The sequence below is a fragment of the Allokutzneria multivorans genome (genome assembly GCF_039537405.1).
In the GTDB taxonomy this organism is placed as follows: Bacteria; Actinomycetota; Actinomycetes; order Mycobacteriales; family Pseudonocardiaceae; genus Allokutzneria; species Allokutzneria multivorans.
In genome coordinates, this window is record NZ_BAABAL010000002.1 from 39,638 (window position 1) to 63,484 (window position 23,847).

At 69.6% G+C, this 23,847-nt stretch carries 26 protein-coding genes; 21 read left to right on the forward strand and 5 right to left on the reverse strand.

Annotation, left to right across the window (positions count from 1 at the left end):
• Nucleotides 1-280 precede the first annotated feature (280 nt).
• The 5 genes from ABD798_RS00350 (at nucleotide 281) to abc-f (ending at nucleotide 6,303) form a co-directional block, all read left to right on the forward strand.
• On the forward strand, nucleotides 281-550 hold the full coding sequence (locus ABD798_RS00350) for a hypothetical protein (RefSeq protein ID WP_344870363.1): 270 nt from the start codon (nucleotides 281-283) through the stop codon (nucleotides 548-550).
• Nucleotides 543-1,157 carry a DUF6879 family protein gene (locus ABD798_RS00355; protein ID WP_344870364.1) on the forward strand — a complete coding sequence of 205 codons (615 nt, stop codon included), beginning with the start codon at nucleotides 543-545 and terminating at the stop codon, nucleotides 1,155-1,157. Before ABD798_RS00350 ends, ABD798_RS00355 begins: the two co-directional genes overlap by 8 nt.
• A 20-nt stretch (nucleotides 1,158-1,177) precedes the next feature.
• Nucleotides 1,178-3,616 carry an ATP-binding protein gene (locus tag ABD798_RS00360; RefSeq protein ID WP_344870365.1) on the forward strand — a complete coding sequence of 813 codons (2,439 nt, stop codon included), beginning with the start codon at nucleotides 1,178-1,180 and terminating at the stop codon, nucleotides 3,614-3,616.
• A 6-nt stretch (nucleotides 3,617-3,622) separates the two neighbouring features.
• Nucleotides 3,623-4,462 carry a methionyl-tRNA formyltransferase gene (locus ABD798_RS00365; protein WP_344870366.1) on the forward strand — a complete coding sequence of 280 codons (840 nt, stop codon included), beginning with the start codon at nucleotides 3,623-3,625 and terminating at the stop codon, nucleotides 4,460-4,462.
• 209 nt (nucleotides 4,463-4,671) lie between these two features.
• Nucleotides 4,672-6,303, forward strand: coding sequence for a ribosomal protection-like ABC-F family protein (gene abc-f / locus ABD798_RS00370; protein WP_344870367.1), 1,632 nt, complete (start codon nucleotides 4,672-4,674; stop codon nucleotides 6,301-6,303).
• On the opposite strand, the gene ABD798_RS00375 is transcribed toward abc-f, so the two are convergent.
• A complete protein-coding gene (locus ABD798_RS00375) occupies nucleotides 6,227-7,417 on the reverse strand; it encodes an MFS transporter (protein WP_344870368.1) in 1,191 nt (396 codons plus the stop codon). The two genes, abc-f and ABD798_RS00375, sit on opposite strands and share 77 nt — an antisense overlap.
• Nucleotides 7,418-7,498: 81 nt before the next feature.
• On the opposite strand from ABD798_RS00375, the gene ABD798_RS00380 reads away from it, so the two are divergent.
• From ABD798_RS00380 to ABD798_RS00390, 3 genes are read left to right on the forward strand one after another with little or no spacing between them, the layout of a single operon-like run.
• A complete protein-coding gene (locus tag ABD798_RS00380) occupies nucleotides 7,499-7,852 on the forward strand; it encodes a MerR family transcriptional regulator (RefSeq protein ID WP_344870369.1) in 354 nt (117 codons plus the stop codon).
• Nucleotides 7,853-7,863: 11 nt separating this feature from the next.
• Nucleotides 7,864-8,724 carry a metallophosphoesterase family protein gene (locus ABD798_RS00385; RefSeq protein ID WP_344870370.1) on the forward strand — a complete coding sequence of 287 codons (861 nt, stop codon included), beginning with the start codon at nucleotides 7,864-7,866 and terminating at the stop codon, nucleotides 8,722-8,724.
• A 24-nt stretch (nucleotides 8,725-8,748) separates the two neighbouring features.
• Nucleotides 8,749-9,213: a glutathione peroxidase gene (locus tag ABD798_RS00390; protein ID WP_344870371.1), complete on the forward strand. Its 465-nt coding sequence runs from the start codon at nucleotides 8,749-8,751 to the stop codon at nucleotides 9,211-9,213.
• 66 nt (nucleotides 9,214-9,279) lie between these two features.
• Here ABD798_RS00390 and ABD798_RS00395 read toward each other — a convergent pair whose 3' ends face one another.
• Nucleotides 9,280-9,960 carry a GntR family transcriptional regulator gene (locus ABD798_RS00395; protein ID WP_344870373.1) on the reverse strand — a complete coding sequence of 227 codons (681 nt, stop codon included), beginning with the start codon at nucleotides 9,958-9,960 and terminating at the stop codon, nucleotides 9,280-9,282.
• Nucleotides 9,961-10,067: 107 nt separating this feature from the next.
• On the opposite strand from ABD798_RS00395, the gene ABD798_RS00400 reads away from it, so the two are divergent.
• The 9 genes from ABD798_RS00400 to ABD798_RS00440 all read left to right on the forward strand — a co-directional run bounded on the left by ABD798_RS00400 (nucleotide 10,068) and on the right by ABD798_RS00440 (nucleotide 18,087).
• The gene (locus ABD798_RS00400; RefSeq protein ID WP_344870374.1) at nucleotides 10,068-11,321 is read left to right on the forward strand and encodes an MFS transporter; all 1,254 of its coding nucleotides are present in this window, start codon (nucleotides 10,068-10,070) and stop codon (nucleotides 11,319-11,321) included.
• 12 nt (nucleotides 11,322-11,333) lie between these two features.
• The gene (locus ABD798_RS00405) at nucleotides 11,334-12,134 is read left to right on the forward strand and encodes a putative hydro-lyase (RefSeq protein WP_344870390.1); all 801 of its coding nucleotides are present in this window, start codon (nucleotides 11,334-11,336) and stop codon (nucleotides 12,132-12,134) included.
• An 11-nt stretch (nucleotides 12,135-12,145) separates the two neighbouring features.
• Nucleotides 12,146-12,901: a LamB/YcsF family protein gene (locus ABD798_RS00410; protein WP_425549148.1), complete on the forward strand. Its 756-nt coding sequence runs from the start codon at nucleotides 12,146-12,148 to the stop codon at nucleotides 12,899-12,901.
• Nucleotides 12,902-12,903: 2 nt separating this feature from the next.
• Entirely contained in the window at nucleotides 12,904-13,515 is a 612-nt protein-coding gene (locus ABD798_RS00415) for a 5-oxoprolinase subunit B family protein (protein ID WP_344870376.1), read from the forward strand.
• On the forward strand, nucleotides 13,512-14,369 hold the full coding sequence (locus ABD798_RS00420) for a 5-oxoprolinase subunit C family protein (protein WP_344870377.1): 858 nt from the start codon (nucleotides 13,512-13,514) through the stop codon (nucleotides 14,367-14,369). The genes ABD798_RS00415 and ABD798_RS00420 overlap by 4 nt, the downstream gene beginning before the upstream one ends.
• A gap of 4 nt (nucleotides 14,370-14,373) precedes the next feature.
• Nucleotides 14,374-15,153: a GNAT family N-acetyltransferase gene (locus ABD798_RS00425; protein WP_344870378.1), complete on the forward strand. Its 780-nt coding sequence runs from the start codon at nucleotides 14,374-14,376 to the stop codon at nucleotides 15,151-15,153.
• 206 nt (nucleotides 15,154-15,359) lie between these two features.
• Nucleotides 15,360-16,388, forward strand: coding sequence for an ABC transporter substrate-binding protein (locus tag ABD798_RS00430; RefSeq protein WP_344870379.1), 1,029 nt, complete (start codon nucleotides 15,360-15,362; stop codon nucleotides 16,386-16,388).
• A gap of 138 nt (nucleotides 16,389-16,526) precedes the next feature.
• Nucleotides 16,527-17,045 (forward strand): M23 family metallopeptidase, encoded by a 519-nt coding sequence (locus ABD798_RS00435; RefSeq protein WP_344870380.1) that lies wholly within the window; start codon nucleotides 16,527-16,529, stop codon nucleotides 17,043-17,045.
• A 124-nt stretch (nucleotides 17,046-17,169) separates the two neighbouring features.
• Entirely contained in the window at nucleotides 17,170-18,087 is a 918-nt protein-coding gene (locus tag ABD798_RS00440) for a hypothetical protein (RefSeq protein WP_344870381.1), read from the forward strand.
• Here ABD798_RS00440 and ABD798_RS00445 read toward each other — a convergent pair.
• On the reverse strand, nucleotides 18,068-18,811 hold the full coding sequence (locus tag ABD798_RS00445) for an SDR family oxidoreductase (protein ID WP_344870382.1): 744 nt from the start codon (nucleotides 18,809-18,811) through the stop codon (nucleotides 18,068-18,070). The two genes, ABD798_RS00440 and ABD798_RS00445, sit on opposite strands and share 20 nt — an antisense overlap.
• Before the next feature lie 124 nt (nucleotides 18,812-18,935).
• Here ABD798_RS00445 and ABD798_RS00450 point away from each other — a divergent pair, with 124 nt between their 5' ends.
• The gene (locus tag ABD798_RS00450; protein ID WP_344870383.1) at nucleotides 18,936-19,943 is read left to right on the forward strand and encodes an AraC family transcriptional regulator; all 1,008 of its coding nucleotides are present in this window, start codon (nucleotides 18,936-18,938) and stop codon (nucleotides 19,941-19,943) included.
• A 182-nt stretch (nucleotides 19,944-20,125) separates the two neighbouring features.
• Nucleotides 20,126-20,323: a hypothetical protein gene (locus tag ABD798_RS00455; protein WP_344870384.1), complete on the forward strand. Its 198-nt coding sequence runs from the start codon at nucleotides 20,126-20,128 to the stop codon at nucleotides 20,321-20,323.
• Nucleotides 20,324-20,551: 228 nt separating this feature from the next.
• On the opposite strand, the gene ABD798_RS00460 is transcribed toward ABD798_RS00455, so the two are convergent.
• Nucleotides 20,552-21,145 carry an ArsR/SmtB family transcription factor gene (locus ABD798_RS00460; protein ID WP_344870386.1) on the reverse strand — a complete coding sequence of 198 codons (594 nt, stop codon included), beginning with the start codon at nucleotides 21,143-21,145 and terminating at the stop codon, nucleotides 20,552-20,554.
• A 60-nt stretch (nucleotides 21,146-21,205) separates the two neighbouring features.
• A complete protein-coding gene (locus ABD798_RS00465; protein ID WP_344870387.1) occupies nucleotides 21,206-21,661 on the reverse strand; it encodes an Lrp/AsnC family transcriptional regulator in 456 nt (151 codons plus the stop codon).
• Nucleotides 21,662-21,768: 107 nt separating this feature from the next.
• Here ABD798_RS00465 and ABD798_RS00470 point away from each other — a divergent pair, with 107 nt between their 5' ends.
• Together ABD798_RS00470 and kynU are read left to right on the forward strand one after the other, a co-directional pair.
• Nucleotides 21,769-22,590, forward strand: coding sequence for a tryptophan 2,3-dioxygenase (locus ABD798_RS00470; RefSeq protein WP_344870388.1), 822 nt, complete (start codon nucleotides 21,769-21,771; stop codon nucleotides 22,588-22,590).
• Between the two features lie 33 nt (nucleotides 22,591-22,623).
• Nucleotides 22,624-23,793 (forward strand): kynureninase, encoded by a 1,170-nt coding sequence (gene kynU, locus ABD798_RS00475; protein WP_344870389.1) that lies wholly within the window; start codon nucleotides 22,624-22,626, stop codon nucleotides 23,791-23,793.
• The last annotated feature ends 54 nt before the right edge of the window (nucleotides 23,794-23,847 follow it).

Sequence of the window (23,847 nt, forward strand, 5' to 3'; positions counted from 1 at the left end):
CCGGATGGCGCAAGGCGGCTGCCTGAAAGGCTTTCTGGCACTTCTCTAGTCTTTACTCGCGGTGGTGGTGGCGAGGGTGCCCGATTCGCCAGTACGGCGGAGGTCTTCTGCGTCCACTTGGTTCATCCGGAATGAATGTCACCACCTGTTTGTTGCGCCCGTGGCAAACTCGACGCAGCGGGTGAACGGCTCGTCCGTGTGGTGGACCGCTCTGCTCCCGGCAAGATCAACATGTTAAGATCAATTCTCTGACATGTCGTTGCGCGTTCGGGGGGCCGTCATGTTCCGCAGATGGGAAGCCGATAGTTCCGCCTCGTTCAAACGGCGGCTGGGGAAGTCCGCCCTCGAACTGGGGATGACCGATGACAATCCGACGTGCCCCGACCTCTGGGAGTTGGACAACGGCGATATCGCGGTCATCGGGCGGGACCTCACCGCGGAGTACGCCGCGCGCCTGCCGGTGGACGTGAGCATCGGGACCGACGAGCGGCTCGTCGTGCTGCCGCGCCGCATGCTGATAGCCGCGAAGGACGACATACCCCATGAATGAGCTGCCCCCACCTGCGCCGACCGGCCGCCGACTGTCGCCGGAGGCCTACCTGGAGGACTTCTTCCCGAGGTTCTGGGCGATCGACCGGTACGACTTCTGGAAGCTGGAGCGCACCCAGACCTTCCGCGAGTCGGGCAGCGCCAGCTGGGACGCCTTCGCGAGGGGGGACTGGGAGGAGTCGCTGTCGCTGATCCGCAGGCGGCGCGACAAGCTCGCCGAGTACTACCGCCGGGTCGCCGAAAGCGGGTTCACCACCTATCGGGTCCGTGTCGTCGAGTCCGTGATATCGCCCTACCTCCAATGGCAGCTCCATTCGCTCGTGCAGCGCGAGGAACTCGGTGAGCGCATCCGTGTCATCGGTGAACGCGAAGTTCTTCCCCGTGAACGTGAACGGCGATTGCCGGAAATCGTGACCGTCGGCTCCTCCGCGGTGTACGAGGTGTTGTACGACGACGACGGCGCGATTCAGGGCGCTGTTCTTTCCGAGCGGCTCTCGGAAATCGAGGCCTGGCGCGATTTCATCCGTGGCCTGTACGAGGCCGGTGAAGGTGTCGAGTCCTTCTTCGCCAGGAGGGTCGCCCCGCTCGCCCCACCGCGAGTCGCCTGAGGATCGGGCGGCGGCCGGCCATGACGAAGGAAGAGCAGGGGCGCGAGAAGCCCGGTGCGCGATGGGCGACCACCGAGTCGGAGCTCTCCGGCGAGGCCGACCAGGTCGTCCAGGCGCGCGACATCAGCGGCGGGATCCACTTCCACGGCATCGGTGGTGAACGCGGCGGTGGTGAACGCGCTGGCGGTGAACGAGCCGGTGGTGAACGTGGTGCCGCCGTGCCGAGACAGCTCCCCAGCGATGTGCGCGGATTCGTGAACCGCTCCGCCGACCTGGAACGCCTCGACCTCATCCTGGAGGCGGGCACCGGGTCCCGGCTGTCCCCGGTGTGCGTGATCGTGGGCACCGCCGGGGTCGGCAAGACCTCCTTCGCCGTGCACTGGGCGCACCAGGTGCTCGACCGCTTCCCCGACGGCCAGCTCTACGTCAACCTCCGCGGCTACGACCCCGGCAGGCCGATCACCCCGGAACAGGCCCTCGAACGGTTCCTCGCCGCGCTGGAGGTGCCCCGCACGGCGATGCCGGAGGACCTGGAGGCACGGGCGGGTGTCTACCGCTCGCGCATGGCGGGGCGGCGGATGCTCGTCGTGCTGGACAACGCCTCCAGCGTCGGGCAGGTCCGACCGCTGCTGCCGGGGTCACCGGGCTGCCTCGTGCTGGTGACCAGCCGCGGCAGGCTCTCCGGCCTGGTGGCGCGCGACGGTGCGCGGCGGCTGTCCTTGGACATGCTGGAAGAGGCCGAGGCGATCGCGCTGATCCGAGGGCTGGTCGGCGACTACCGGCCCGAGGACGAGCACGCCGAGGTTGCTGAGCTGGCCCAGTTGTGCGCCCGGCTGCCCCTGGCGTTGCGCATCGCGGCCGAGCGGGCGGCCTGTCGGCCTCGGATGCCGCTGCGCGAGCTGATCGCCGACCTCCGCGACGAGTCGGCGCTGTGGGACGCGCTGACCACCGGCGACGATGACGAGGCGGACGCCGTTCGCTCGGTGTTCGCCTGGTCCTACCGGGCCCTTCCGGAGCAGGAGAGCAGGCTGTTCCGGCTCCTCGGCCTGCACCCGGGGCCCGACTTCGGTGCCGAGGTCGCCGCCGAGCTGGCCGAGATCCCGGTCAGCTCGGCGCGGCGCCAGCTCGACCACCTCGCCGGAGCGCACCTGCTGGAGCAGCCGTCCGCGCGGCGCTACCAGTTCCACGACCTGCTGCGCGCGTACGCACTCGACCAGGTCCGCCTCGAAGAAGCCCACGAGACGCGACAGGCGGCAGTGCGCAGGATGCTGCTGTGGTACCTCCAGCGGGCCGGCGCGATGGTCCGGGCGGTGGCCCCACGGACGGCCCCGGTGCCGCTGGTACCCGACGACGTCGAGCCGTTCTCCGGCCACTCCGAGGCACTCGACTGGTACGAGCGGGAACGGCCGAACCTCCTGGCGGCCGTGCGTGGAGCCGCCGACGCGGAGTTCCCTGAGATCGCCTGGCAGCTCGCCGCGTGCCTGCACCGCGTGTACGCCAAGCTGAACCACTTCGACGACTGGCGTGTCACCGCCGACATCGCAGTTCCGGCCGTGCGCGCTGGTGGCAGCAGAACCGACGAGGCCTCGATCCTGGAGAGCGTCGGCAAGATGCACGCGCAGTCCGGCCGCCTGGCGGAGGCGATCCATGTCCACTCGGCAGCGCTGGACATCCGCCGTTCGGAGGGAGACACCGCCGGAGAGATCGCCTCGCTGAACGGGATCGGCATCGCCCTGCTCCGGTCGCACCGCCTCACCGAGGCCAGAACCCACTTCGGGCAAGCACTGGAACTCGCTGTGCGGTCAGCGAACCGTGCCTGGGAGGCCATCGCGGCCAACGGGCTCGCGTACACCTTCGCGGAGCTGCGGGACTACGGCGAGGCCGAGTCGATGCACGACCGTGCGGTCGCGATCCACCGGGAACTCGGTGATCGCGGTGCGGAAGGCGACGCGTTGCACTGCGCGAGCCAGATCAAGCGCGGCGCGGGTGAGGTCGCTGAGGCGCTCACGGCGGTGGAGACCGCGCTCGGCATCGCGCAGGAATTCGGCAATCAGGCTTGGGAAGCCTGGTGGTTGGTCGAGCTCGGCCGAGTGCAGATCGCGTTGGGGCGCGCGGACGAGGCGGTCGACTCCTTCCACCGCGCGGCCGTGTCGCAGCGGCGGATCGGTGATCGCGGTCGCGAGGCGGTCGCGCTCGACGCGACCGGCGAGGCGTATCAGCTTCTGGGGCGGCACAAGGAAGCCATGGCCTTCCACGGCCGTGCCGCGTCGGCGTTGCGAGAGCTCGGTGACCGGTGGGCGCTGGCGGTGGCGCTGACCAATCTCGCCGAGGCCGCGGCGGAGTGCGGTGATCCCACGGCGAACGAGCACGCCCGCGAGGCACTGGCGGCCTTGAGCGACTTCACCGATCCGGCCGCTGCCGGGTTGCGCGCCCGCGCCAGTGCGCTGGCCGGGGAGTAGGCCGCCGTGGTGCTGCGCGTGGCGCTCGTGTCCTTCCGGGCAGATCTTTTCCTTGCCCTGCAAGAGGGATGCGCGGCGGGCGGGCACGAGGTCGTGCTGGGCGTGGTCGGGCGGTCCCGCCGGCCTGGAGGAGCCGCCGCTGCCGGGATCGCGGCGAAGGTCGCCGACGTCGTGCCGGTGCTGCCGCCCGGTGTGGATCTGGTGCTGCCCGGCGACGTGGGCGGCCTGGTCGCCGCGCTGCACGGCTACCGAGTGGATGTCGTCGTGGTGTGCGGGTTCTCGTGGCGGATTCCACCGATCGCGCTGGCCGCGCCCACGCTCGGTTTCATCAACGTGCACGCGTCCCTGCTGCCCCGCTACCGGGGGCCCGCTCCCGTCCAGTGGGCGCTGCGCAACGGAGATCCCGGCATCGGGGTCACCGCGCACTGGATGGACGAGCGGATCGACACCGGGAACATCCTCGTCCAGCGCGGTGGAATCCCCTTGCCGGAGTACGTGACCTTCGCCGAGCTGTGGCCGCTGCTCGATCCGCACATCCGGGAGGTGGTCACCGCCGCGCTCGGCCGCGCCGAGACCGGGTGCCCCGGGCGGCCGCAGGAGGAGTCGCTGGCGAGCTACGCGGGTGCGCTGGAAGCGGAGTACTCCCACATCGACTGGTCCTGGCCAGCGCGCTTGATCCACAACCAGGTTCGGACCTTCCACTTCGGCGCCGGGATCGCCGGGCCCTTCGCCGAGGTGGACGGCGAGCGGGTGCGCGTGCTCCGCACCCGGCTCACCCCGGGCGCCGGCACCAGGGTCCAGTGCGCGGACGGGCCGATCTGGGTCACCGAGGCCGAGCCCGCGTGAGGGCGGTAATTCGCTGGCACGGTTCACCTGGTGCGGATAAGGTCGATCCCGACATCGCCTACCCGTGGAGGCTCCGCGCTGTGCTCCTGAGCGACGACGACACCTCTGAGTGATACCGACCGGCCCCTCGTGCGGCCCGTCACCTCACTCCTCGTCCCGTCCTCCCCGATCGCCTCGACGAGCGGTCGTGATCACAAGCGCGGTGAACCATGTCTCATCCTTCTCTTTCGTGCACCTCCCTGTCCTTCGCGTGGCCGGACGACACCCCGGTCTTCTCGGGGCTGACCCTGGCGATCGGGCCCGGTCGCACCGGGCTCGTCGCCCCCAACGGAGCCGGTAAGAGCACGCTGTTGCGGCTGCTCGTCGGAGACCTGAGGCCGAGCGCCGGTTCGGTCTCGGCGGAGGGCGAGGTCGGCTACCTGCCGCAGACGCTCGCGCTGACCCTCGACGACACCGTCGACGAGGTGCTGGGCATCGCGCCGGTCCGCGCGGCCATCGCGGCGATCGAGTCGGGTGATGCCTCGGAGGAGAACTTCGCGGTCGTCGGCTCCGACTGGGACGTCGAAGAGCGGGCGCGCGCGGTGCTGGACCGGCTCGGCCTGGCCGACGTCGGGCTGGACCGTCCACTGAGGACGCTCAGCGGCGGGCAGATCATCTCGTTGGGCCTGGCCGCGCAGCTGGTGAAGCAGCCGGACGTGCTGGTGCTCGACGAGCCGACCAACAACCTGGATCTCGAAGCGCGCGAACGGTTGTACGCCGTTGTGGAGTCGTGGAAGGGCTGCCTGCTGGTGGTCAGCCACGACCGCGCGCTGCTGGACCGCATGGACCAGATCGTCGAGCTCGTGGGTGACGACGTTCGGTTCTTCGGCGGGAACTTCACGGAGTACACCGAAGCCGTTGAGCGCGAACAGGAAGCGGCCGAGCGCGCGGTCCGCTCCGCCGAGCAGGACGTGAAGCGGCAGCGGCGGGAGGCCCAGGAAGCCAAGGAGCGCGCGGCGAAGCGGGCCAGCAACGCCAAGAAGAACCTATCCAACCTGGGACTGCCGAAGATCATCGCCAATCAGCGCAAGAGCTACGCGGAGGAGTCGGCGGCCAAGGCCAACGACATGCACGCGCAGCGCCTGGAGGACGCCAGGACCAAGCTGGAGCAAGCGAACCAGGACGTCCGGCAGAAGTCGAAGATCGCGATCTCGTTGCCGGACACCGAGGTTCCCGCAGGGCGGACCGTGCTCGTCGCCGAAGGGCTCAACGCCGCCTACGGCACCGAGCCCGTGTTCGCCGAACCGGTGGACCTGGCGATTCGCGGGCCGGAGCGGATCGCGCTGATCGGCGGGAACGGGTCGGGGAAGTCGACGTTGCTGCGGATGCTGGACGGGCGGCTCGAACCGTCGGCGGGCACGGTGCGCCGGGCCGCGGGCCGGACCGCGTTCCTGTCGCAGCGGCTGGACACCCTCGACCAGGACCGCACGGTCTGGGAGAACCTGAAGGCGATGGCGCCGGAGCGGCCGGAAACCGAGCTGCGCCACCGGTTGGCGCAGTTCCTGTTCCGGGGTGACACCGTGCACCGCCCGGTCGGCGTGCTCTCCGGCGGGGAGCGGCTGAGGGCAACGCTGGTGTGCGTGCTCTCAGCCGATCCCGCGCCGCAGCTGCTGTTGCTGGACGAGCCGACCAACAACCTGGACCTGGTCAGCGTCGGCCAGCTGGAGAACGCGCTCGACTCCTACCAGGGCGCGTTCGTGGTGGTCAGCCACGACCTGGAGTTCCTCAAGGCGATCCGGGTGAACCGATGGCTGCGGGTGCGCGATGGCGGGCTCGCGGAGTCGAGCGAGCCCGGGACCTGATCACCAGTGCCACCGCGGCGCCCGCCAGCGCGGGTGCCGCGGCCACGGCCGGGATCAGGGCCAGGCCGAGGCCACCGCTGATCACCGCTCCGCCGAGCAGCGGACCGAAGGCCGCCGCGACGTTGAACGCGGAGATGTTCACCGACGCGACCAGGCCCGACGCGCGGCCCGCCTCGCCCATCAACCAGGTGTGCAGCAGCGGCCCGGTGGCGAACGCGCTGGTGCCGAGCACGAACAGCGCGAGCACCGCCGTCACCGTGGTGTGCATCAGGAAGCCTTGCACCACGAGCAGAACGGTCAGCACGGCGATCGGGATCGGCAGCACGCGCGGGATCGCCGACGGCGGGACGCGACCGGCGAGGTTGCTGCCGACGACGGTGCCGAGGCCGTAGACCAACAGGACGGCGGTGACCCATCCCGGGCTGAGACCGGTGATCTCGCGCAGCATCGGTGTGACGTAGGTGAACGCCGTGATCATCCCGGCGAAGCTCAGGACCGTGGTGAGCAGGCCGAGCAGGACCGTCGGCTTGGCGAAGGCGAACAGGCTCTCGCGGACGCCCGGCTCAGGCTCGTGCTCGACGCGCGGGCACGCGACCAGGATGCCGACGAGGCCGATCACGGTCATGGCGGTGACGAGCACGAAGGACGCGCGCCAGCCGTACGCCTGGCCGACGAGGGTCCCCAGCGGCACACCGACCACAGTGGACAGTGCGATCCCGTTGACCACCTTGGCAACCGCGGCCGTCCGCCGTTCCGGCGCCACGGAGGCCACGGCCACCTGGGAGGCCACGGAGAAGAACAGGCCGTGGGCGAGCGCGCCGAGCATGCGCGCGCCCATCAGCAGCGTGTAGTCGGAAGCGACCGCCGAGAGCACGGAGGCGGAGGTGCCGAGCAGCATCACGGCGATGAGCAGCGGGCGGCGGGGCAGTCGCGCGGTCAGCACGGTGAGCACCGGTCCGCCCAGCGCGACGGCGACGGCGTAGGCGGTCACCAGCATCCCCGCGACGGGGAGCGTGACGGAGAGGTCGGCGGCCACCTCGGGCAGGACTCCGACGATGACGAACTCGGAGGTGCCGATCGAGAAGGCGCACAGCATGAGGACTAGGGCGATCACGAGAGTGGACGCTAAAGTCTGACATGGGTGTGAGGGTCAAGCTCCGGTGATGTTCGCCGCGGCCGGGAATACGGGGGTCTGATGAGGATCGGCGAGCTCAGCAAGCGCACTGGGGTCAGCATCCGGATGCTGCGCTACTACGAAGAGCAGCGACTTCTCAGCGCCACGCGCACGAGCGGTGGCTACCGGGACTACACCGAGGACGCGGTGGAGCGGGTCGGGCGCATCCGCTGCCTGCTCGACTCGGCGCTGCCGACGGCGGTGGTGCGCACGGTCCTGGCCTCGCTGTGCGGCGGCGCGGAGGCGGAGCGGCCGTTGCTCGGCGTGCTGGAGCGGGAGCTGGCCGGGCTCGACGAGCGCATGGGCCGCCTCGCCAGGAGCCGGGCACATTTGGCTGGTCTCATCGAGGACGTTCGCGTCCGGACTCGCGGGTAGTGTCGGTGTTCATGCAGCCACAGTCCACCGGCCCCAACCTGCTCGCCGTCGCCGACCTGCACATGGACCGCGAGGCGAACCGGGAGGTCCTGCACGGCATCCGCCCGGAGACCGACGGCGACTGGCTCATCGTCGCGGGCGATGTCGCCGACCTGGTCGAGGACGTGGAGTACGCGCTGCGGCTGCTGCGCGAGCGTTTCGCCAAGGTGATCTGGGTGCCCGGCAACCACGAGCTGTGGACGTTGCCCAAGGATCCCGTGCAGCTCAAGGGCGAACCGCGCTACCGGCACCTGGTCGAGCTGTGCCGCAGCCTCGACGTGGTCAGCCCGGAAGACGAGTTCCCGGTGTGGGACGCGGGCACGGAGAAGCTCGTGCTGGCGCCGCTGTTCCTGCTCTACGACTACACGCTGCGCAACGAGGGTGAGACCAAGCAGCAGGCCCTCGAACGCGCGAACGAGGCCGGAGTGGTCTGCACCGACGAGGTGTTCTTGCACGCCAACCCCTACCCGGGCCGCGACGCGTGGTGCCGGGCGCGGGTGGCCTACACCAAGCGCCGCCTCGACGCGATCCCCGAGGACATGCGCACCGTGCTGATCTCGCACTGGCCGCTGCACCCCGGGCCGACGAAACGGCTGTACTGGCCGGAGTTCGCGCTGTGGTGCGGTACCAAGCTGACCGAGGACTGGCACACCCGCTACCGCGCCGCCGTCGCCGTGTACGGGCACCTGCACATCCCGCTCACCGACACCTACGACGGAGTCCGCTTCGAAGAGGTGTCCCTCGGCTATCCGCGCGAGTGGCAACCCCGTGGCCTGCCGAGGGGCGTGCTGCGCAAGGTGCTGCCGGAACCCGCTGTCCTGCACCGAGTCTGACTCATTCACGAATCGGGAGTTCCTGTGCTCTCCATCAATGGCGTCACCGAGCCGCACCAGCTGACCGACGGCAAGGCCGTGCTCGTCGTGAACGTCGCGTCGCGCTGCGGCCTGACCCCGCAGTACACCGCGCTGGAGGAGCTCCAGCGCGAGTACGGCGAGCGTGGGTTCACCGTGATCGGCGTGCCGTGCAACCAGTTCGCGGGTCAGGAGCCCGGGACCCAGGAGGAGATCGAGTCCTTCTGCTCCGTCACCTACGGCGTCACCTTCCCGCTGACGTCCAAGATCGACGTGAACGGCCCCGGCCGCCACCCCCTCTACGCCGCGCTCGCTTCTTTTCCCGACGCCTCCGGCGAAGCGGGCGACATCCAGTGGAACTTCGAGAAGTTCCTGCTGGCCCCCGACGGCAAGATCGTGGCCCGCTTCCGCCCCTCCACTGAGCCCAAGGCCGCCGAACTCATCACCGCCCTGGAATCCGTCCTCCCCTAGCCGCGGTGTTGCGTACCCAATGTGGCATTTGTTGCGTCTGACGAAACAAATGTCACATTGGGTCGGTCACCCGAAGGTGGCGAAACCGGCGAGGAGTTGGGTTTCGGCGACGGTGAGGTAGTCGGAGAGCTTGTCGGCCGCGGAGGGGCCGTCGCCGGTGCGGAGGTCGGCGAGGATGGCCTGGTTGCGGCTGAGGTAGGGGCCGTGGAAGCGCTCGGGGTCGTTCATCACGTGGAAGGCCAGCCGGAGCTCGGCGATGATCTGCTGCATCATCTCGTCGAGCCGGGGGCTGCCCGCGAGTGCCGTCAGAGCCTGGTGGAAGTGCATGTTGGCGGTGCCGAGCTCGCGCCACGCGCCCGCGCGTTCGGCCCGCTCGCCCTCGGTGACGGCGGCCTCCACCTGCGCCAGCCCGGCGGGCGGAGTGCTGATCGCGCTGACGACGGAGCATTCGATCATCCGTCGCACCCGGTAGAGGTCGCGGACGTCGTCGGTGGTCAGCGAGCGCACGAACACGCCGCGGTTCATCTCGTGGGTGAGCAGGCGCGCGTGGGTGAGCAGGCGGAACGCCTCGCGCAGCGTGTTGCGGGAGATGCTCAGCGCCTTGACGATCTTGTCCTCGGCCAGGCGCTCTCCGGGCTGGAAGGCGCCCTCGATGATGCGCGTCCGCAGGATCTCCGCCACCTTCTCCGCTGTGCTCGTGCGGCCGAGCAGCGCGCGGTCGGCTTCCAGGGAGAGCGAGGCGTTCACGTGATCAGTCAAGCATCGGATACCAGAACGAAACAACCTTCCCCTTGAAGGATCGTTCAACAATCCTCTAGCTTGATGTGGTCCACCCCACAGCAGCTGGAGGGCAGATGAGCACGGACACGGTCCCGGACACGCGGCCCTTCGCGTGGTTCCGCACCCTCGGCCCCAAAGGCAAGCGCGCGTTCGTCGGTTCCTTCGGCGGCTACGGCCTCGACTCCTACGACTTCCAGGTGCTTCCCCTGGGCATGGTGGCGATCTCGGCCTACTTCGGGATCTCCAGCGGGCAGGCGGGCCTGCTCAGCACCGTGACGCTGGTGATGTCCGCGGTCGGCGGCATCGGCGCGGGCATCCTCGCCGACCGCATCGGCCGGGCGCGCACGCTCATGGCCAGCGTGCTGGTCTACGCCGTGTTCACCGCGCTCTGCGGCTTCGCGCCGACCTACGAGCTGCTGCTGGTCTTCCGCGGCCTGCAAGGGATCGGCTTCGGCGCGGAGTGGGCGGCGGGCGCGATCCTGGTCGCCGAGTACGCCTCGTCGCAGTACCGGGGCCGCACGGTCGCGTTCATCCAGAGCGCGTGGGCGGTTGGCTGGGGGCTCGCGGTCGTGGTCTACACCGTGGTCTTCAACCTGGTGGACCCCGACCTCGCCTGGCGGGTGCTGTTCTGGACCGGAGCCCTGCCCGCGCTGCTGATCCTCTACGTGCGCCGCAACGTGACCGACTCGCCGAAGACGGAAGCCAGTCGCACCAAGGAAAAGCAGCGTGGCACGCTTCGCGGGATCATGCGCGGCAAGCTCGGGCGGACCACGTTCTTCGCCTCGCTGCTCGCGACGGGCGTGCAGGGCGGCTACTACACGCTCGCCACGTGGATTCCGGCTTACCTCAAGACCGATCGCCAGCTGACCATCGTCGGCACGGGCGGCTACCTCGCGTTCCAGATCGCGGGCGCGTTCGTCGGCTACATCACCGGCGGGTACTTCACGGACTGGTTGGGGCGCAAGAAGACCTTCGTGCTGTTCGCGGTGCTCTCGGCGGTGCTGATCGTCGGCTACACGGCGGTTCCGGTCGGAGCGGACACGCTCGTGCTCCTCCTCGGATTCCCGCTCGGCTTCTGCACTTCGGCCATCTTCAGCGGCTTCGGCGCGTACCTCGCGGAGCTGTACCCGTCGGCGTTGCGCGGGACAGGGCAGGGCTTCACCTACAACCTCGGCCGCGCGGTCGGCTCGCTGTTCCCCACGATCGTCGGCTTTCTCGCCGTCACGATGGGCATCGGCGGCGCGATGATCGTCGGAGCGTTCGGGTACGGCGTCGCCGTCATCGCGCTGATCTGGCTTCCGGAAACCGTTGGCACGGAACTGGAGTGAGCTGTGAGCACTGTGTACACGCAGGATGAGCGCGCTCGACTGGCGCCGGAGACCGCCCGCTCGGTGTTCCGCTCCGGGGTCGTCGAGCCGACCAGCGGCTGGTCGCACGGCCACGCCCAAGCCAACATGATCTCGGTGCCCGAGGACTGGGCCTACGACGTGCTGTTGTTCGCGCAGCGCAACCGCAAGCCCTGTCCCGTGCTCGACGTGACCGATGCCGGGGCGACGAGCACGATCCTCGCCGCTGGGGCGGACCTGCGCACCGATCTGCCGCGCTACCGGGTGTGGGAGCGCGGAGAGCTGGTCGACGAGCCGACCGACGTGCTCGCGCACTGGCGCAAGGACCTGGTGACGTTCCTGATCGGGTGCAGTTTCACCTTCGAGTTCGCGCTGACCACGGCGGGCGTCCCGCTCCGGCACGTCGACCAGGGCCGCAACGTCTCGATGTACGTGACCAACCGGCAGTGCCGCCCGGCGCGGCGGCTGCACGGGCCGATGGTGGTGTCCATGCGCCACGTCCCCGCGCCGTTGGTCGGGACCGCGACGCGGGTCAGCGGCCTGATGCCGGAGGTCCACGGCGCTCCGGTGCACGTGGGGACGCCCGCGAAGCTGGGAATCCGCGACCTGGCGAAGCCGGACTTCGGCGACGCCGTCAAGGCGCACAAGGGCGACGTGCCGGTGTTCTGGGCGTGCGGGGTGACACCGCAGGCCGCGCTGATGGCGTCCAAGCCGCCGTTCGCGATCACCCACGCGCCCGGGCACATGTTCGTCACGGACAAGCCGGACTCGGACTACCGGGTGGGTGCAGAATGACCTCGATGATCATCGACCTCAACAGCGACCTCGGTGAGGGCTTCGGGCCGTGGCCGATGGGCGATGACGAAGCCCTGCTCGGCATCGTGAGCAGCGCGAACGTTGCCTGCGGCTTCCACGCCGGAGACCCGTCGACCATGCGCGAGGTGTGCGCGCTCGCGGTCGCCGGGGGCGTGGCGATCGGCGCGCACGTCGGCTACCGCGACCTCGCGGGCTTCGGCAGGCGCGCGATGGACGTGGAGCCGGGGGAGTTGGCCGACGAGGTGCTTTACCAGCTCGGTGCGCTCGACACGTTCGCCCGAGCGGCCGGTGATCGCGTGCGCTATGTCAAACCGCACGGCGCGCTCTACAACACGGCCGTGCGCGACGAGAAGCAGGCAGGCGCGATCGTCGCGGCGATCCGGTCCTACGACCCTGTGCTGCCGGTGATGTGCCTGCCGGGCTCGCGGTTGCTGGAGCTGGCCGAGAAAGCCGGAATCCCCGCTGTGGCAGAGGCTTTCGCCGATCGGGCCTACACGCCGGAAGGCACGCTCGTGTCGCGGCGAGAGCCCGGGGCGGTGCTGCACGACGTTGATGAGATCGTCCGGCGCTGCGTCCGGATGGCGGCGGGGGAGGAGATCCCGGCGATCGACGGCTCGCCGCTCAAGATCGAAGCGCGCTCGATCTGCGTGCACGGTGACACGCCGGGAGCGGTGGAGATCGCGACGAGGGTCCGCGCCGGGCTCGACGCCGCTGGCGTTTCCGTTGTGCCCTTTGGAGTCGACTGAGAATGCGGGTCCATCGCTGCGGCCGTGATGCCGCGCTGGTCGAGCTGTCCGGGCTCGACGAGGTCCTCGGTCTGCACGCGGCACTGCGGGCTGAGGAACCGAACTGGCTGGTCGAGCTCGTCCCGGCCGCCACAACCCTGTTGGTGCGCTTCGACCGTGCACTGACCACAATGGACAAAGCCGTCGAACACGTTGCCGCGCTTGAACATTCCACTGTGGACGGAAATGACCTCGGCGAGGTCGTCATCCCGGTGCGCTACGACGGCGAAGACCTCGCGGATGTGGCTTCGCGCGCGGGGATGACCGAGGCGGAGGTCATCGAGCGGCACGCCCGCGCCCGCTACACCGTCGCCTTCTGCGGCTTCGCGCCCGGCTTCGGCTACCTCACCGGTCTGGACCGCGCGTTGTGGTTGCCGCGCAGAGAAACCCCGCGCACGCGCGTGCCCGCCGGATCGATCGCGCTGGCCGACCAGTACGCCGGGGTCTACCCGCGCTCCTCGCCCGGCGGCTGGCACATCCTGGGCAGCACGGACCTCGCGGTGTGGGACGTCGACCGCGACCCGCCCGCGCTGCTGGTGCCCGGAACCCCCGTCCGCTTCGAGGTGGTCCGGTGATCACGATCGTCGACCCGGGCCCGCAGGCGCTCGTGCAGGACATGGGACGGCCCGGCCTGGCCAAGCTCGGTGTCGGGCGCTCCGGCGCGGCCGACCGGCGCAGCCTCGCGCTGGCCAACCGCCTCGTCGGCAACCCGGAAACCCTTGCGGGAGTGGAGATCACCTTCGGCGGCCTGGTCGCGCGCTTCGCCGAGCCTGCGCTGGTCGCGGTGACGGGAGCGCCGTGCCCGGTGACGGTGGGCGCGCGGGCCGCCGGCGTGTACGCGCCGATTCACGTGCGCGCGGGCGAGGAGATCAAGCTCGGGCGGCCGAGCGCGGGGCTGCGCAGCTACCTCGCGGTGCGTGGCGGCGTCGACGTGCCGCCGGTGCTCGGCTCGCGCGCGACGGACCTGCTCTCCGGGCTGGGCCCGGCACCCCTTGCCGCAGGCGCGGTTCTGCCGGTCGGAGTGTCCACAGAGGACTACCCGGCCGTCGACCTCGCCCCGCAGGCGCCGTATCCGGCCGAGCCCGAGCTGCGCGTGCTGCCCGGCCCGCGCGCGGACTGGTTCACCGACGACGCGCTGGAAGCGTTGTGCGGAGAGGCCTACGAGGTCAGCCCGTCCAGCAACCGCATCGGCGTGCGGCTCAGCGGACCCGTGCTGCGCAGGCGGGAGCCGGAGCGCGAGCTGCCACCGGAGGCGATGGTGCTCGGCGCGCTCCAGGTCCCACCCTCCGGCCAGCCGATCCTGTTCCTGGCCGACCACCCGGTGACCGGCGGTTACCCCGTGATCGGTGTGGTGGAGCCGCAGGACCTGCACCTTGCGGCACAGTTGCGGCCTGGCCAGCGAATTCGCTTCCGCGCGGCGGCACCATAGGAGCATGACCGACCTCGCCGACGCCCTGGGGCGCAACCACGCCGAGCACGCGGCGCACCTGCTCCGGGGGACGCCGGGCGCGCGGGTGGACGAGCCGGGTGACGTGCTCGTCGCCGACAGCGGGCTCGCCGACGACACGTTCAACATGGTGATCAACGCGCGCTTCCCCGAGGAGACGGCGGACGAGCGCATCGCCGAAGTCGTCGCGTCGCTGCCGAAGGGCCGCCCGTTCACCTGGTGGGTCGGGCCGAACTCGCTGCCGACCGATCTCTCCGAGCGCCTGGCCGAGGCCGGGTTCCCGCCCGTCCCCGAGGTGGAGAGCGCGATGTGGTTCCAGGTTTCGGAGCTGGCCGAGACGAGGCCGACTGATCTGGAGATCGTCAAGGTCGGCACCGAAGGGCAGCTCGCGGACTTCGCCGCCGTGCTCGCGCCACTGTGGACACCGCCGTCGCCGACCGTGCCGGAGTTCTACGCGATGGTCGCGGAGAGGGCGCTGCGGCCGGACTGCCCGGCGAGGTTCTTCGTCGGCTACCGCGACGGCGAACCGGTCGCGACCGCCGAGGTCTTCCTGAGCGCGGGCGTCGCGGGCATCTACAACATCGCCACGGCCGTGGAGCACCGCAGGCGCGGTTATGCTGCGGCGCTGACCTCGGCCGTTCTCGCCGAGGCCGCCAACGCCGGGTACGGGGCGGCCGTGCTCCAGGCCTCGGAGGCGGGCGAGCTGGTGTACCGCGAGCTCGGCTTCCGCGAGATGGGCGCGGTGCGCGAACACGCACTCGCCTGAGATGGGCGCCCCAAGTCGCGGGAAACAACCAGGATCACGGTCAGGAGCCGGACAGAACCAGGAAGAACACTGTCATTCCGTTGAGGCAGGGTTGTCGCACGTGTCACGCCGACCTAACATCCAGTGCACGGTGTGGAAACGATTCCATGTGCATTCCTTGATCGCGAAGGGGTCGGGGGGCGTTTTCCTCGTGGGGGAGGGTGTTCGTGAAGCTGCGCAGACTGGTCGCGGCGGCGGTTGTCGCCGTGCTCGCGGTCACCACCAGCGCCTGTGGCTTCGAGAAGAAGCCCGAGGGGCCGCCGGTGGTCCGCATCGGGGTCGGCGGGCTCCCGCTGCTGGTCTACCTGCCCACCACGCTCGCGCAACGCCTCGGCTACTACGCCGATGAGGGCCTCGACGTGCGCCTCCAGGAGTTCCAGTCCGGCGCGAAGGCGCTGAAGGGCTTGCAGGCGGGAGAGGTCGACGTGGTCAGCGGCTTCTACGACCACGCCATCCAGATGCAGGCCCAGCGCAAGCCGGTCAAGGCGTTCGTGAACATGCTGCGCTACCCGTCGCTGGTGCTCGCGGTCTCACCGAAGACCTCCAGGCGGATCACCTCCATCGCCGATCTCAAGGGCGCAAAGGTCGGCGTCACCGGGCCGGGCTCCTCGACGGACTTCCTGCTCAAGTACCTCCTCGTGCGCAACGGGCTGCACGCCGACGACGCGGTCGCGCAAGCCATAGGGGGTGACATGAGCGCCGTCGAGGCGATGGAGTCCGGCAAGGTGGACGCCGCCGTCATGATCGACCCCGCGTTCTCCTTGCTGCAGAAGCGCTTCGGCGTCGACAGGGTGCGCGTGCTCAGCGACACCAGGACCGCGGCCGGGGTGCGCGCCGAGTTCGGCGTGTCCACCTACCCGGCGACGGTGCTCTACTCCGGCTCGGATTGGGTCGGCGGCAACCCTGCGGTCGCGGGCAAGCTGACCAGGGCGATCGTCAGGACGCTGGACTGGATGCGCAAGCACACCGCCGCCGAGATCGCCGAGAAGATGCCGCCGGAGTACGCGGGCGGCGATTTCGAGACCTACGTCCAGGCCATCGCGCACGCCAAGGACGCCTTTTCCCAGGACGGCGCGATCCCCATCAACGGGGCCGAGGCCGTATCGGGCATCCTCCGGCAGTTCGACGCCGAGATCGCGCGCATTTCCGTGGTCCTGGAGGACACGTTCACGAATGAGTTCGTGACACAAAGCTGAACGATGTTCTGGTTTTGTATCGATCCTGTATGTCCGAATCCTAGGCTTCTTCGCATCAGCGCGTCCCGCCATTCCCTGTCACCGGCGGCATTGCGCTGAAGGACTCTCCCTGCATGTCCGAAGAAGTGAGGATTCACGATGGCTACCGTTACCGTCAGAACGGCGGTCGCGGCGCTGGCCACCAGCGCCGCCACCCTGCTCGCCCTCGCCACCCCGGCCACGGCCGCCCCCAACCTGCGCACCCCGTTCGACTGCGGGCAGGTGTGGAACGCCAACACCCGGACCAACCACAACCCGCAGCTGTCGGTGGACTTCCAGCGCGGCGACGCCCAGGGCAAGAACGTCCGCTCCAGCGCCGCCGGCAAGGTCGTCACCCGCCGCGACCTCGGCGGGTCCAGCTACGGCAAGTACATCGTCGTCGACCACGGCGGCGGCTGGCAGACCCTGTACGCGCACCTCAGCGCCTTCAGCGTCGGCTTGGGCGCGAGCGTGAGCACCGGGACGATCATCGGCAAGGTCGGCAGCACCGGCGGATCGACCGGCCCCCACCTGCACTACGAGCAGAAGCTCAACGGCACCGTCCAACGCGCGGTGCTCAACGGCAAGGCGATCGCGTACTTCGGCAACACCTCGATCACCAGCAGCACCGGCTGCTGACGACCGGCGGTACTGGGGGCAGCTCCCGGCGAGGGTCCTCGCCGGGAGCTGCGTCTCTTCGGACCTGTTCTCGCGCTCCTCGCGATGACAGGCTTGCTCGATCTTCGTCCGCCCCGGAGGTCCCGTGCGCACCGTCCTGGCTCTGGTAGCCGCGTTCGTCGCGAGTCTTGTTCCCGTCCCGGCCTCCGCTGCTGTAAGCGATGCCGATCTGGCCTATCACTGGGCCCCCGTGCACTACCAGGACACCGATTCCTCGAACGCGAGTGCGGACTACCTGTCGCCCATTGACTTCGACGGGAACTGGAAGGGCAAGGACAACTGGGAGAACCAGGCGAAGCAGAAGCAGAACCTGCGCGGAGCCGCCTATTACTCGGTGACCGAGAACGCGAACTTCCACTATCTGCTCTACGCCTTCTTCCACCCGCGCGACTGGAGCGACTGGAATCCGCTCGAAGAGCACGAGAACGACCTCGAAGGCCTCCTCCTCGTCGTGGAGAAGGGTGGTCAGTGGGGGACGCTGCGCGCGATGGTGACCGTGGCGCACCGCGACTTCTACTCCTACACGCCCGTCGACAGCCCGTTCACCAGCGGCGGCGAGAACATCGACGGCACCCTGCTCACCACGACGCACGACGGCATCGCGCGGGCGTCGACCTTCCAGGAGGCGAAGGGCCACGGGCTCTACCGCTGGAACGGCAAGGACTTCCCCGGCGGCGACGGCATCGTCTACCACCCGACGCGCGGCGCGGGCGAGGTGCCCAGCGGCGGCAACGACCGCTCGGTGGGCTACCAGCTGATCAACATCTTCGAGGCCGGTGGGCTGTGGGCGCACCGCGCGGACCCGGAGACCTTCCACGCGTGGGGGACCTTCGCCGGGGACGACGGCAAGGACAACGCCGCGAACGCGCCGTGGGGCTGGGACGACCACGACGACAAGCCGGTCAGGGGTGAGCTGGCCACCGATCCGGCCCGCGTGGTCCGCGACTACTTCGGCAACGCGGGCGGCCAGAGTTCGAGCTACGTCAGGAACCCGTACCGCTGACGGCGCCGATCGAGGTGTACCCGCCCGCGACCGCCCAGTCCGATCCGGTGATGAAGGCCGAGGACGGCGAGCACAGGAACAGCACCACCTCGGCGACCTCGGCCGGATCGGCGACCCGGCCGAGCGGGTGGAACGGCGCGCCACCGGGCTCCGCGGCCTCGCCGGTGAACTGGTCGAGCACCTCCGACCAGGTCCACGCGGGCGAGACGGAGTTGACCCGGATGCCGTCCTCGGCGAAGTCCGCCGCGATGCTCCTGGTCAGCTCGACCAGCGCGGCCTTGCCGACCGGGGCCAGCCAGCGGCCGCGCCGCACCGTGCCGTCCGAGGTCAGGTTCACGATCGCCCCGCCCGCTCCGCGCAGGTGCTGGTGGGCGGCGCGGGCGGTGATCGCCGCGCTGACGACGCCGGAGTTGAGGGAGTCCAGCCAGTGGAAGCGCTCAGCGCCCTGCCCGGTGGGGCTCGTGCCGAGGTTGATCACCGCGTCCAGTCCGCCCAGCTCGTCGGCCGCGCGCCGCAGGCAGGCAGAGACCTGGGCGTCGTCGGTGAGCTCGCAGCGGGCGAAGCGCACTCCGGGGCCGACCCGGTCACCCGGCCGGGTGTCGCCGAGCAGCACCCGCGCCCCGGCCTCGCGCAGGGCCTCCAGCACGGCGGCGCCGATGGGGGTCGCCCCGGCGCCGGTGGACCCGCCCAGCACCACAACGGACCTGCCGGCCAGCTCCCGCATAATCCTCATTCCCTGGGCTGCCACCACGATGACCTGATGATCGTGGTCTCGCCAAGCCCCCCGACGCACCCTCGATACAGTTTGCGCAGTGAAGTGCACATTTCACTTGGGGAGGTTCACCGGGATGACCGAAGGTCCGCTTGCGGGACCGCGCCGCGCTTCCCACCGGCTCCCGCTCGACGGTCATGCCCTGCTCCGCACCCGTGACCTGGACGCTTTCCGCGAACAGATCACCCGGTCCTTCTGCCCGCACCGGGTGGAGCTGATCGGTCCGGGCGCACGGCTGGACGCCCGGCAGCACGGCGCCCAGGTGGGCCGGGTGGCGCTGCACTACGTCGACTACGGCGCGCGGGTGCGGGTCCGCGCCGAGGCCATCGACGGCTTCTTCGCCGTGCAGATCCCCCAATCGGGTGGCGGGGTGATCCGCAGCGCGCGCCAGGAGGTCGTGATGGGTGCCGACCGGGCCTCGGTGCCCGGCCCGACCGACGACGTGGACATGGTGCTCGACGGCGGCACCCCGCAGCTGGTGGTCCGGCTCGACCGCGAGGCCGTGGAGAGCCGGCTGCACCAGCTGCTCGGCAGGCCGCCGCGCGGGGTGCTGCGCTTCGACCTCGGCATGGACCTGAGCACGCCGCAGGCCCGCGCCTGGCTCGCGCAGATCCGGTGGGCGTGCGCCGAGCTGGAGCGCGGAGCGACGCCCGCCCCGCTGGTCGCCGAGCACCTGGAGCAGTCGCTGATCACCGGCCTGCTGCTGGCGCAGCGCTCCAACTTCTCCGAGGCGCTGCACGCCGACCAGGCCGCGTCCATGCCGAAGACGGTGCGGCGCGCGATCGACCTCATCGAGGGCCACGCCGCCGAACCGCTCACGGTGGAGGACCTCGCCGAAGCCGTCGGTGTCGGCGTCCGCGCGCTGCAGGGCGGGTTTCGCCGGCACCTGGACACCACGCCGATGGCTTACCTGCGCGAGGTCCGGCTGAGCCGGGTGCACGACGAGCTGCGCGCCGCCGACCCGAGCGCGGTGACCACGGTGACGGAGGTGGCCTCGCGATGGGGTTTCTGGCATCCCGGCCGCTTCGCCGCCGCCTACCGCCAGCGCTACGGCGAGACCCCGTCGGCCACGTTGCAGCGCTGACAATTCTGTCCATTGTGGACTTCAACAAGTGTCGGCGCGGTTACTGGATGATGACGAAACCGTTGTCCTCCAGGGAGATGCCGGTGTCCCTGGGCGACTGTCCGGTTGAACCGCGTTAACGGATGTTCTCCTCCTGCGAAAAATCGCCTAAACTGGAGCATTACTCAGCAGGAGGTGTCGCGATGGAGGAGTGGGTCAACAGTATCGCGTGGTCGAACGTGTTCACCCTGACGTTGGCGGTCGTCGCCGTCGTAGCGGCCGTGATGGCCTGCGCGATGCTGGCGAAGAGCTTGGACCGCGTACTGCGCAAGGAGCGCCGCGGCAGCCGCAGGGGAGACGACGAGCCGCTCAGCGTCATGGCTGAGCGTTCGTCCACATAGGACATTTCGCTCGACCCGTGCGGCCCTGCACCTCAGACCCCGAAGAATCCGGGCGCGGTTCTCGTCGAGGTGCGGGGGCTCCGCCGCCGAGACTCCGCTTCTTGTTGCTCCCGCAACGAGTTCTTTCTTGTCAGCAGCCGTGCGATGAGGCCGCGCTTCTTCGTGTAAGCGTGCAGTTCTTCCGCTCGGTACTGGTGCATCTGGTAGAGCTGTAACGGATCCACGACTCTAGTCGCCTTCCTTGTCGGGGGTGTCCGCGAGCGTGCTCGCGAGGAACAGCCGCACCGCGCGGTGGCCTTCCGGGCGCAGCTCGGCGTTCTCGAAACGGTCGTTGTAGCGCTGCAACAGCGCCTGCAACTCCGAGCGCAGTTCCTTCAGCTCCTCGGGCGTCACGAACGCCAAGGTGGCCGAGAAACCGTTGGCCTTGCGCCATTCCTCGGGTTCGGACGGGCTGCGCCGGAGTGCCGACTTCATCCGCGTCGCCTCGAAGTCGAGGAACGCCTCGGTCGCAGCCTGGCCCGCCGCGGCGCTCTCCGGGTCGGCGTTGACGCCGTTGACGTCCCAGGACTGCTCGGTGCTGGCGATCCGCCACGGCTTCTCCCGGCCCTGCCCGCCGGGGGCCTGCTCCACGTAGCCGTACTTGGCCAGCGTGTTCAGGTGGTAGGAGCAGTTCGCCACGCTCTCGCCGAGCGCCTCGGCGCACTTGGTCGCGGTGCTCTGCCCGTGCACCGTGAGCAGGTCGATGATCTTCCAGCGCAGCGGGTGGGCGAGCGCCCTGAGCTGCTTGGGGTCCTGGATGTTGCTGTGCTTCTGGGTGGGCATGCATAACAAGGTATCTTGCTAAAGACTCGTTTAGCAAGAGTTCTTGTTATGCAGTGCCGGTCACTCCGTGGGCGGGGCCACCGGCCGCCAGTCGATCGGGGTGGACAGCACCATCGCGCTGGAGGTCTCGCCGTAGCGCGACAGCCGTTCGAGCAGCTGCTCCAGCGCGCGGATCGTCGGCGCGGCGACCTTCACCACCGAGCAGATGTCGCCGGTCAGGCGCACGACCTCCATGACCTCGGGGCAGTCCGCCAGCAACTCCGGGTGCACCGTGATGCAGCGCGCGCCGTAGCACTTCATCCGCACCAACGCGATCACCGGCCGTCCGGCCGTCGTCGGGTCGACGCGCGCGTGGTAGCCCTGGATCACCCCGGCCGCTTCGAGCCGCCGCACGCGCTGCGCCACCGTCGGCGCCGACACGTGCACGCGGCGGGACAGCTCGTTGTAGGACAGGCGTGCGTCCTCCTGGAGCGCGTCGAGCAGGGCCCAGTCGACCTTGTCCAGCGGCGTGTTCATGACCGTAAGCCTAAGTTGGCGATCCGTTTCCGGCTGGAAAGCACAAGGCCCGCATTCACCGTCGCCGTCCATTCCACGTCGAGGTTTCGCGGAGCACCATGATGCGGGTGAAGACGACCCAAGAGCCCAACCTGGACTTCGCGGGCACCACCCCCTACGAGGACTACGTGCACGCCTCGGTGCTGCACTCCCTGCAACAGCGGTGGTCCAGCGACCCGGGCGAGATGTCGTTCCTGGTGATCACGCAGATCATGGAGCTGTACTTCGGCCTGCTCTGCTTCGAGTGGCAGCAGGCCCAGCAGGAGCTGCGCGCCGACGACCTCGACTCCGCGCGGCGCACCCTGCACCGCAGCGTGCTGCACCTCCAGGGCGTGAACGCGGCGTGGCGCTCCATCGCCAGGATGACCCCGGAGGAGTTCAACGCCTTCCGCGGCAACCTCGGCGAGGGCTCCGGCTTCCAGTCGGCGATGTACCGGCACATGGAGTTCCTGCTCGGCGAGAAGTCGGCTTCCATGATCGTCCCGCACCGCGCCGTGCCCTCGGTGGAGGCCGAACTGGAGTCCGCGTTGCGGTCGCCCAGTTTGTACGACGACGTGCTGGAGTACTTGTCCCGCAGGGGATACGCGGTGCCGGTCGAGGTTCTGCAGCGCGACCGCTCGCGTGTCTACCAGGCGGATGCGGGCGTGGAACGGGTGTGGACGGAGATCTACTCCTCGCGCGCCGACCACCACGACACGCAGCAGCTCGGCGAGGTGCTGACCGATATCGCCGAGGAGTTCGCGCGCTGGCGCTACGACCACCTCCTCGCCACCCGTCGCGCGATGGGCGCCAAGGTCGGCACCGGCGGCTCGGCGGGCGTGGCGTGGCTGGAGAAGCGCACGCAGCGCGCGGTTTTCCCCGAGCTGTGGACCGCCCGCAGCTACGTCTGACTTCCTGCTTCGCCTGACCTCACGGGAGTGTTGATGTCTTCCCTCGCCGAGCGCGCCCGCGAACTCGATGCGGCCGATCCCCTCGCTTCCTGCCGGAAGTTGTTCGACCTTGATGACTCGGTGGTCTACCTCGACGGCAATTCTCTTGGCGCACCGCCACTTTCGGTCGCTGAGCGGATGCAGGACGTCGTCCGCAACCAGTGGGGCCGGAGGCTGATCCGCTCGTGGGGTGAGGGCTGGTGGACCGCCCCCGAACGAGTCGGCGACCGCATCGCACCCCTCGTCGGCGCGGCTCCCGGTCAGATCGTGGTCGGCGACTCCACGAGCGCGAACCTGTTCAAGGCGTTGGTTGCCGCGCTGCGGATGTCCAAGGGGCGCAACGAGATCGTCGTGGATTCCGCGACCTTCCCCACCGACGGCTACATCGCGTCCTCGGTGGCCCGGCTGACCGGCGCGACCGTGCGCGCGGCTCCGCTGGACTCGTTGGAGCTCAACGCGAACACCGCCGTTGTGCTGGCCAACCAGGTCGACTACCGCACGGGCCGGGCTTACGACGTCGCCGCCGTCACCGCTTCGGTGCACGCGGCGGGCGCGTTGGTGTTGTGGGACCTGTGCCACAGCGTCGGCGCTCTGCCCGTGGACCTCGACGCGCACGGTGTCGACTTCGCGGTGGGCTGCACGTACAAGTTCCTCAACGGCGGCCCCGGCGCGCCTGCTTTCCTTTACGTTCCAACACGTTTGCAGGCTTCGTTCGATCAGCCGCTCGCCGGGTGGAACGGGCACCGGGTACCGTTCGCGATGACCCCCGACTTCGAGCCGTCTCCGGAGATCGCACGTGGTCGTTGTGGCACACCGGACATCCTGTCCCTGCTCGCGCTGGACGCCGCGCTCGACGTGTGGGACGGCGTGACGATCGCTGATGTGCGCGCCAAGAACCTCGCGCTGACCGGATTCTTCATCGAGTGCGTGGATTCGCTCGTCGGCTCGCGCGTTTCCGTTGTCACGCCCAGGGATTCTTCACGCGGCAGCCAGGTTTCGCTGGCATGCGAGGATGCCTCGCCGGTGATGGAGGCGCTGATCGCCCGTGACGTGATCGGCGACTTCCGCCCACCCAACGTGCTCCGCTTCGGCTTCGCCGCCCTGTACGGCCGCTACACCGACGCCCTCCGCGCCGCCACCACCCTCGCCGACGTGCTGGCCTAGTGTCCTGAGTCGGGAGTTGTAGTCATATGTAGTGTGGAGTGATGGCGCGTACTG

Excerpts from the sequence above, each read along its gene's own strand:
- ABD798_RS00350 (WP_344870363.1), top strand. The coding sequence starts at position 281 with ATGTTCCGCAGATGGGAAGCCGATAGTTCCGCCTCGTTCAAACGGCGG.
- ABD798_RS00355 (WP_344870364.1), top strand. The coding sequence starts at position 543 with ATGAATGAGCTGCCCCCACCTGCGCCGACCGGCCGCCGACTGTCGCCG.
- ABD798_RS00360 (WP_344870365.1), top strand. The coding sequence starts at position 1,178 with ATGACGAAGGAAGAGCAGGGGCGCGAGAAGCCCGGTGCGCGATGGGCG.
- abc-f (WP_344870367.1), top strand. The coding sequence starts at position 4,672 with ATGTCTCATCCTTCTCTTTCGTGCACCTCCCTGTCCTTCGCGTGGCCG.
- ABD798_RS00380 (WP_344870369.1), top strand. The coding sequence starts at position 7,499 with ATGAGGATCGGCGAGCTCAGCAAGCGCACTGGGGTCAGCATCCGGATG.
- ABD798_RS00385 (WP_344870370.1), top strand. The coding sequence starts at position 7,864 with ATGCAGCCACAGTCCACCGGCCCCAACCTGCTCGCCGTCGCCGACCTG.
- ABD798_RS00400 (WP_344870374.1), top strand. The coding sequence starts at position 10,068 with ATGAGCACGGACACGGTCCCGGACACGCGGCCCTTCGCGTGGTTCCGC.
- ABD798_RS00415 (WP_344870376.1), top strand. The coding sequence starts at position 12,904 with ATGCGGGTCCATCGCTGCGGCCGTGATGCCGCGCTGGTCGAGCTGTCC.
- ABD798_RS00425 (WP_344870378.1), top strand. The coding sequence starts at position 14,374 with ATGACCGACCTCGCCGACGCCCTGGGGCGCAACCACGCCGAGCACGCG.
- ABD798_RS00435 (WP_344870380.1), top strand. The coding sequence starts at position 16,527 with ATGGCTACCGTTACCGTCAGAACGGCGGTCGCGGCGCTGGCCACCAGC.
- ABD798_RS00445 (WP_344870382.1), bottom strand. The coding sequence starts at position 18,811 with ATGCGGGAGCTGGCCGGCAGGTCCGTTGTGGTGCTGGGCGGGTCCACC.
- ABD798_RS00450 (WP_344870383.1), top strand. The coding sequence starts at position 18,936 with ATGACCGAAGGTCCGCTTGCGGGACCGCGCCGCGCTTCCCACCGGCTC.
- ABD798_RS00455 (WP_344870384.1), top strand. The coding sequence starts at position 20,126 with ATGGAGGAGTGGGTCAACAGTATCGCGTGGTCGAACGTGTTCACCCTG.
- ABD798_RS00460 (WP_344870386.1), bottom strand. The coding sequence starts at position 21,145 with ATGCCCACCCAGAAGCACAGCAACATCCAGGACCCCAAGCAGCTCAGG.
- ABD798_RS00465 (WP_344870387.1), bottom strand. The coding sequence starts at position 21,661 with ATGAACACGCCGCTGGACAAGGTCGACTGGGCCCTGCTCGACGCGCTC.
- kynU (WP_344870389.1), top strand. The coding sequence starts at position 22,624 with ATGTCTTCCCTCGCCGAGCGCGCCCGCGAACTCGATGCGGCCGATCCC.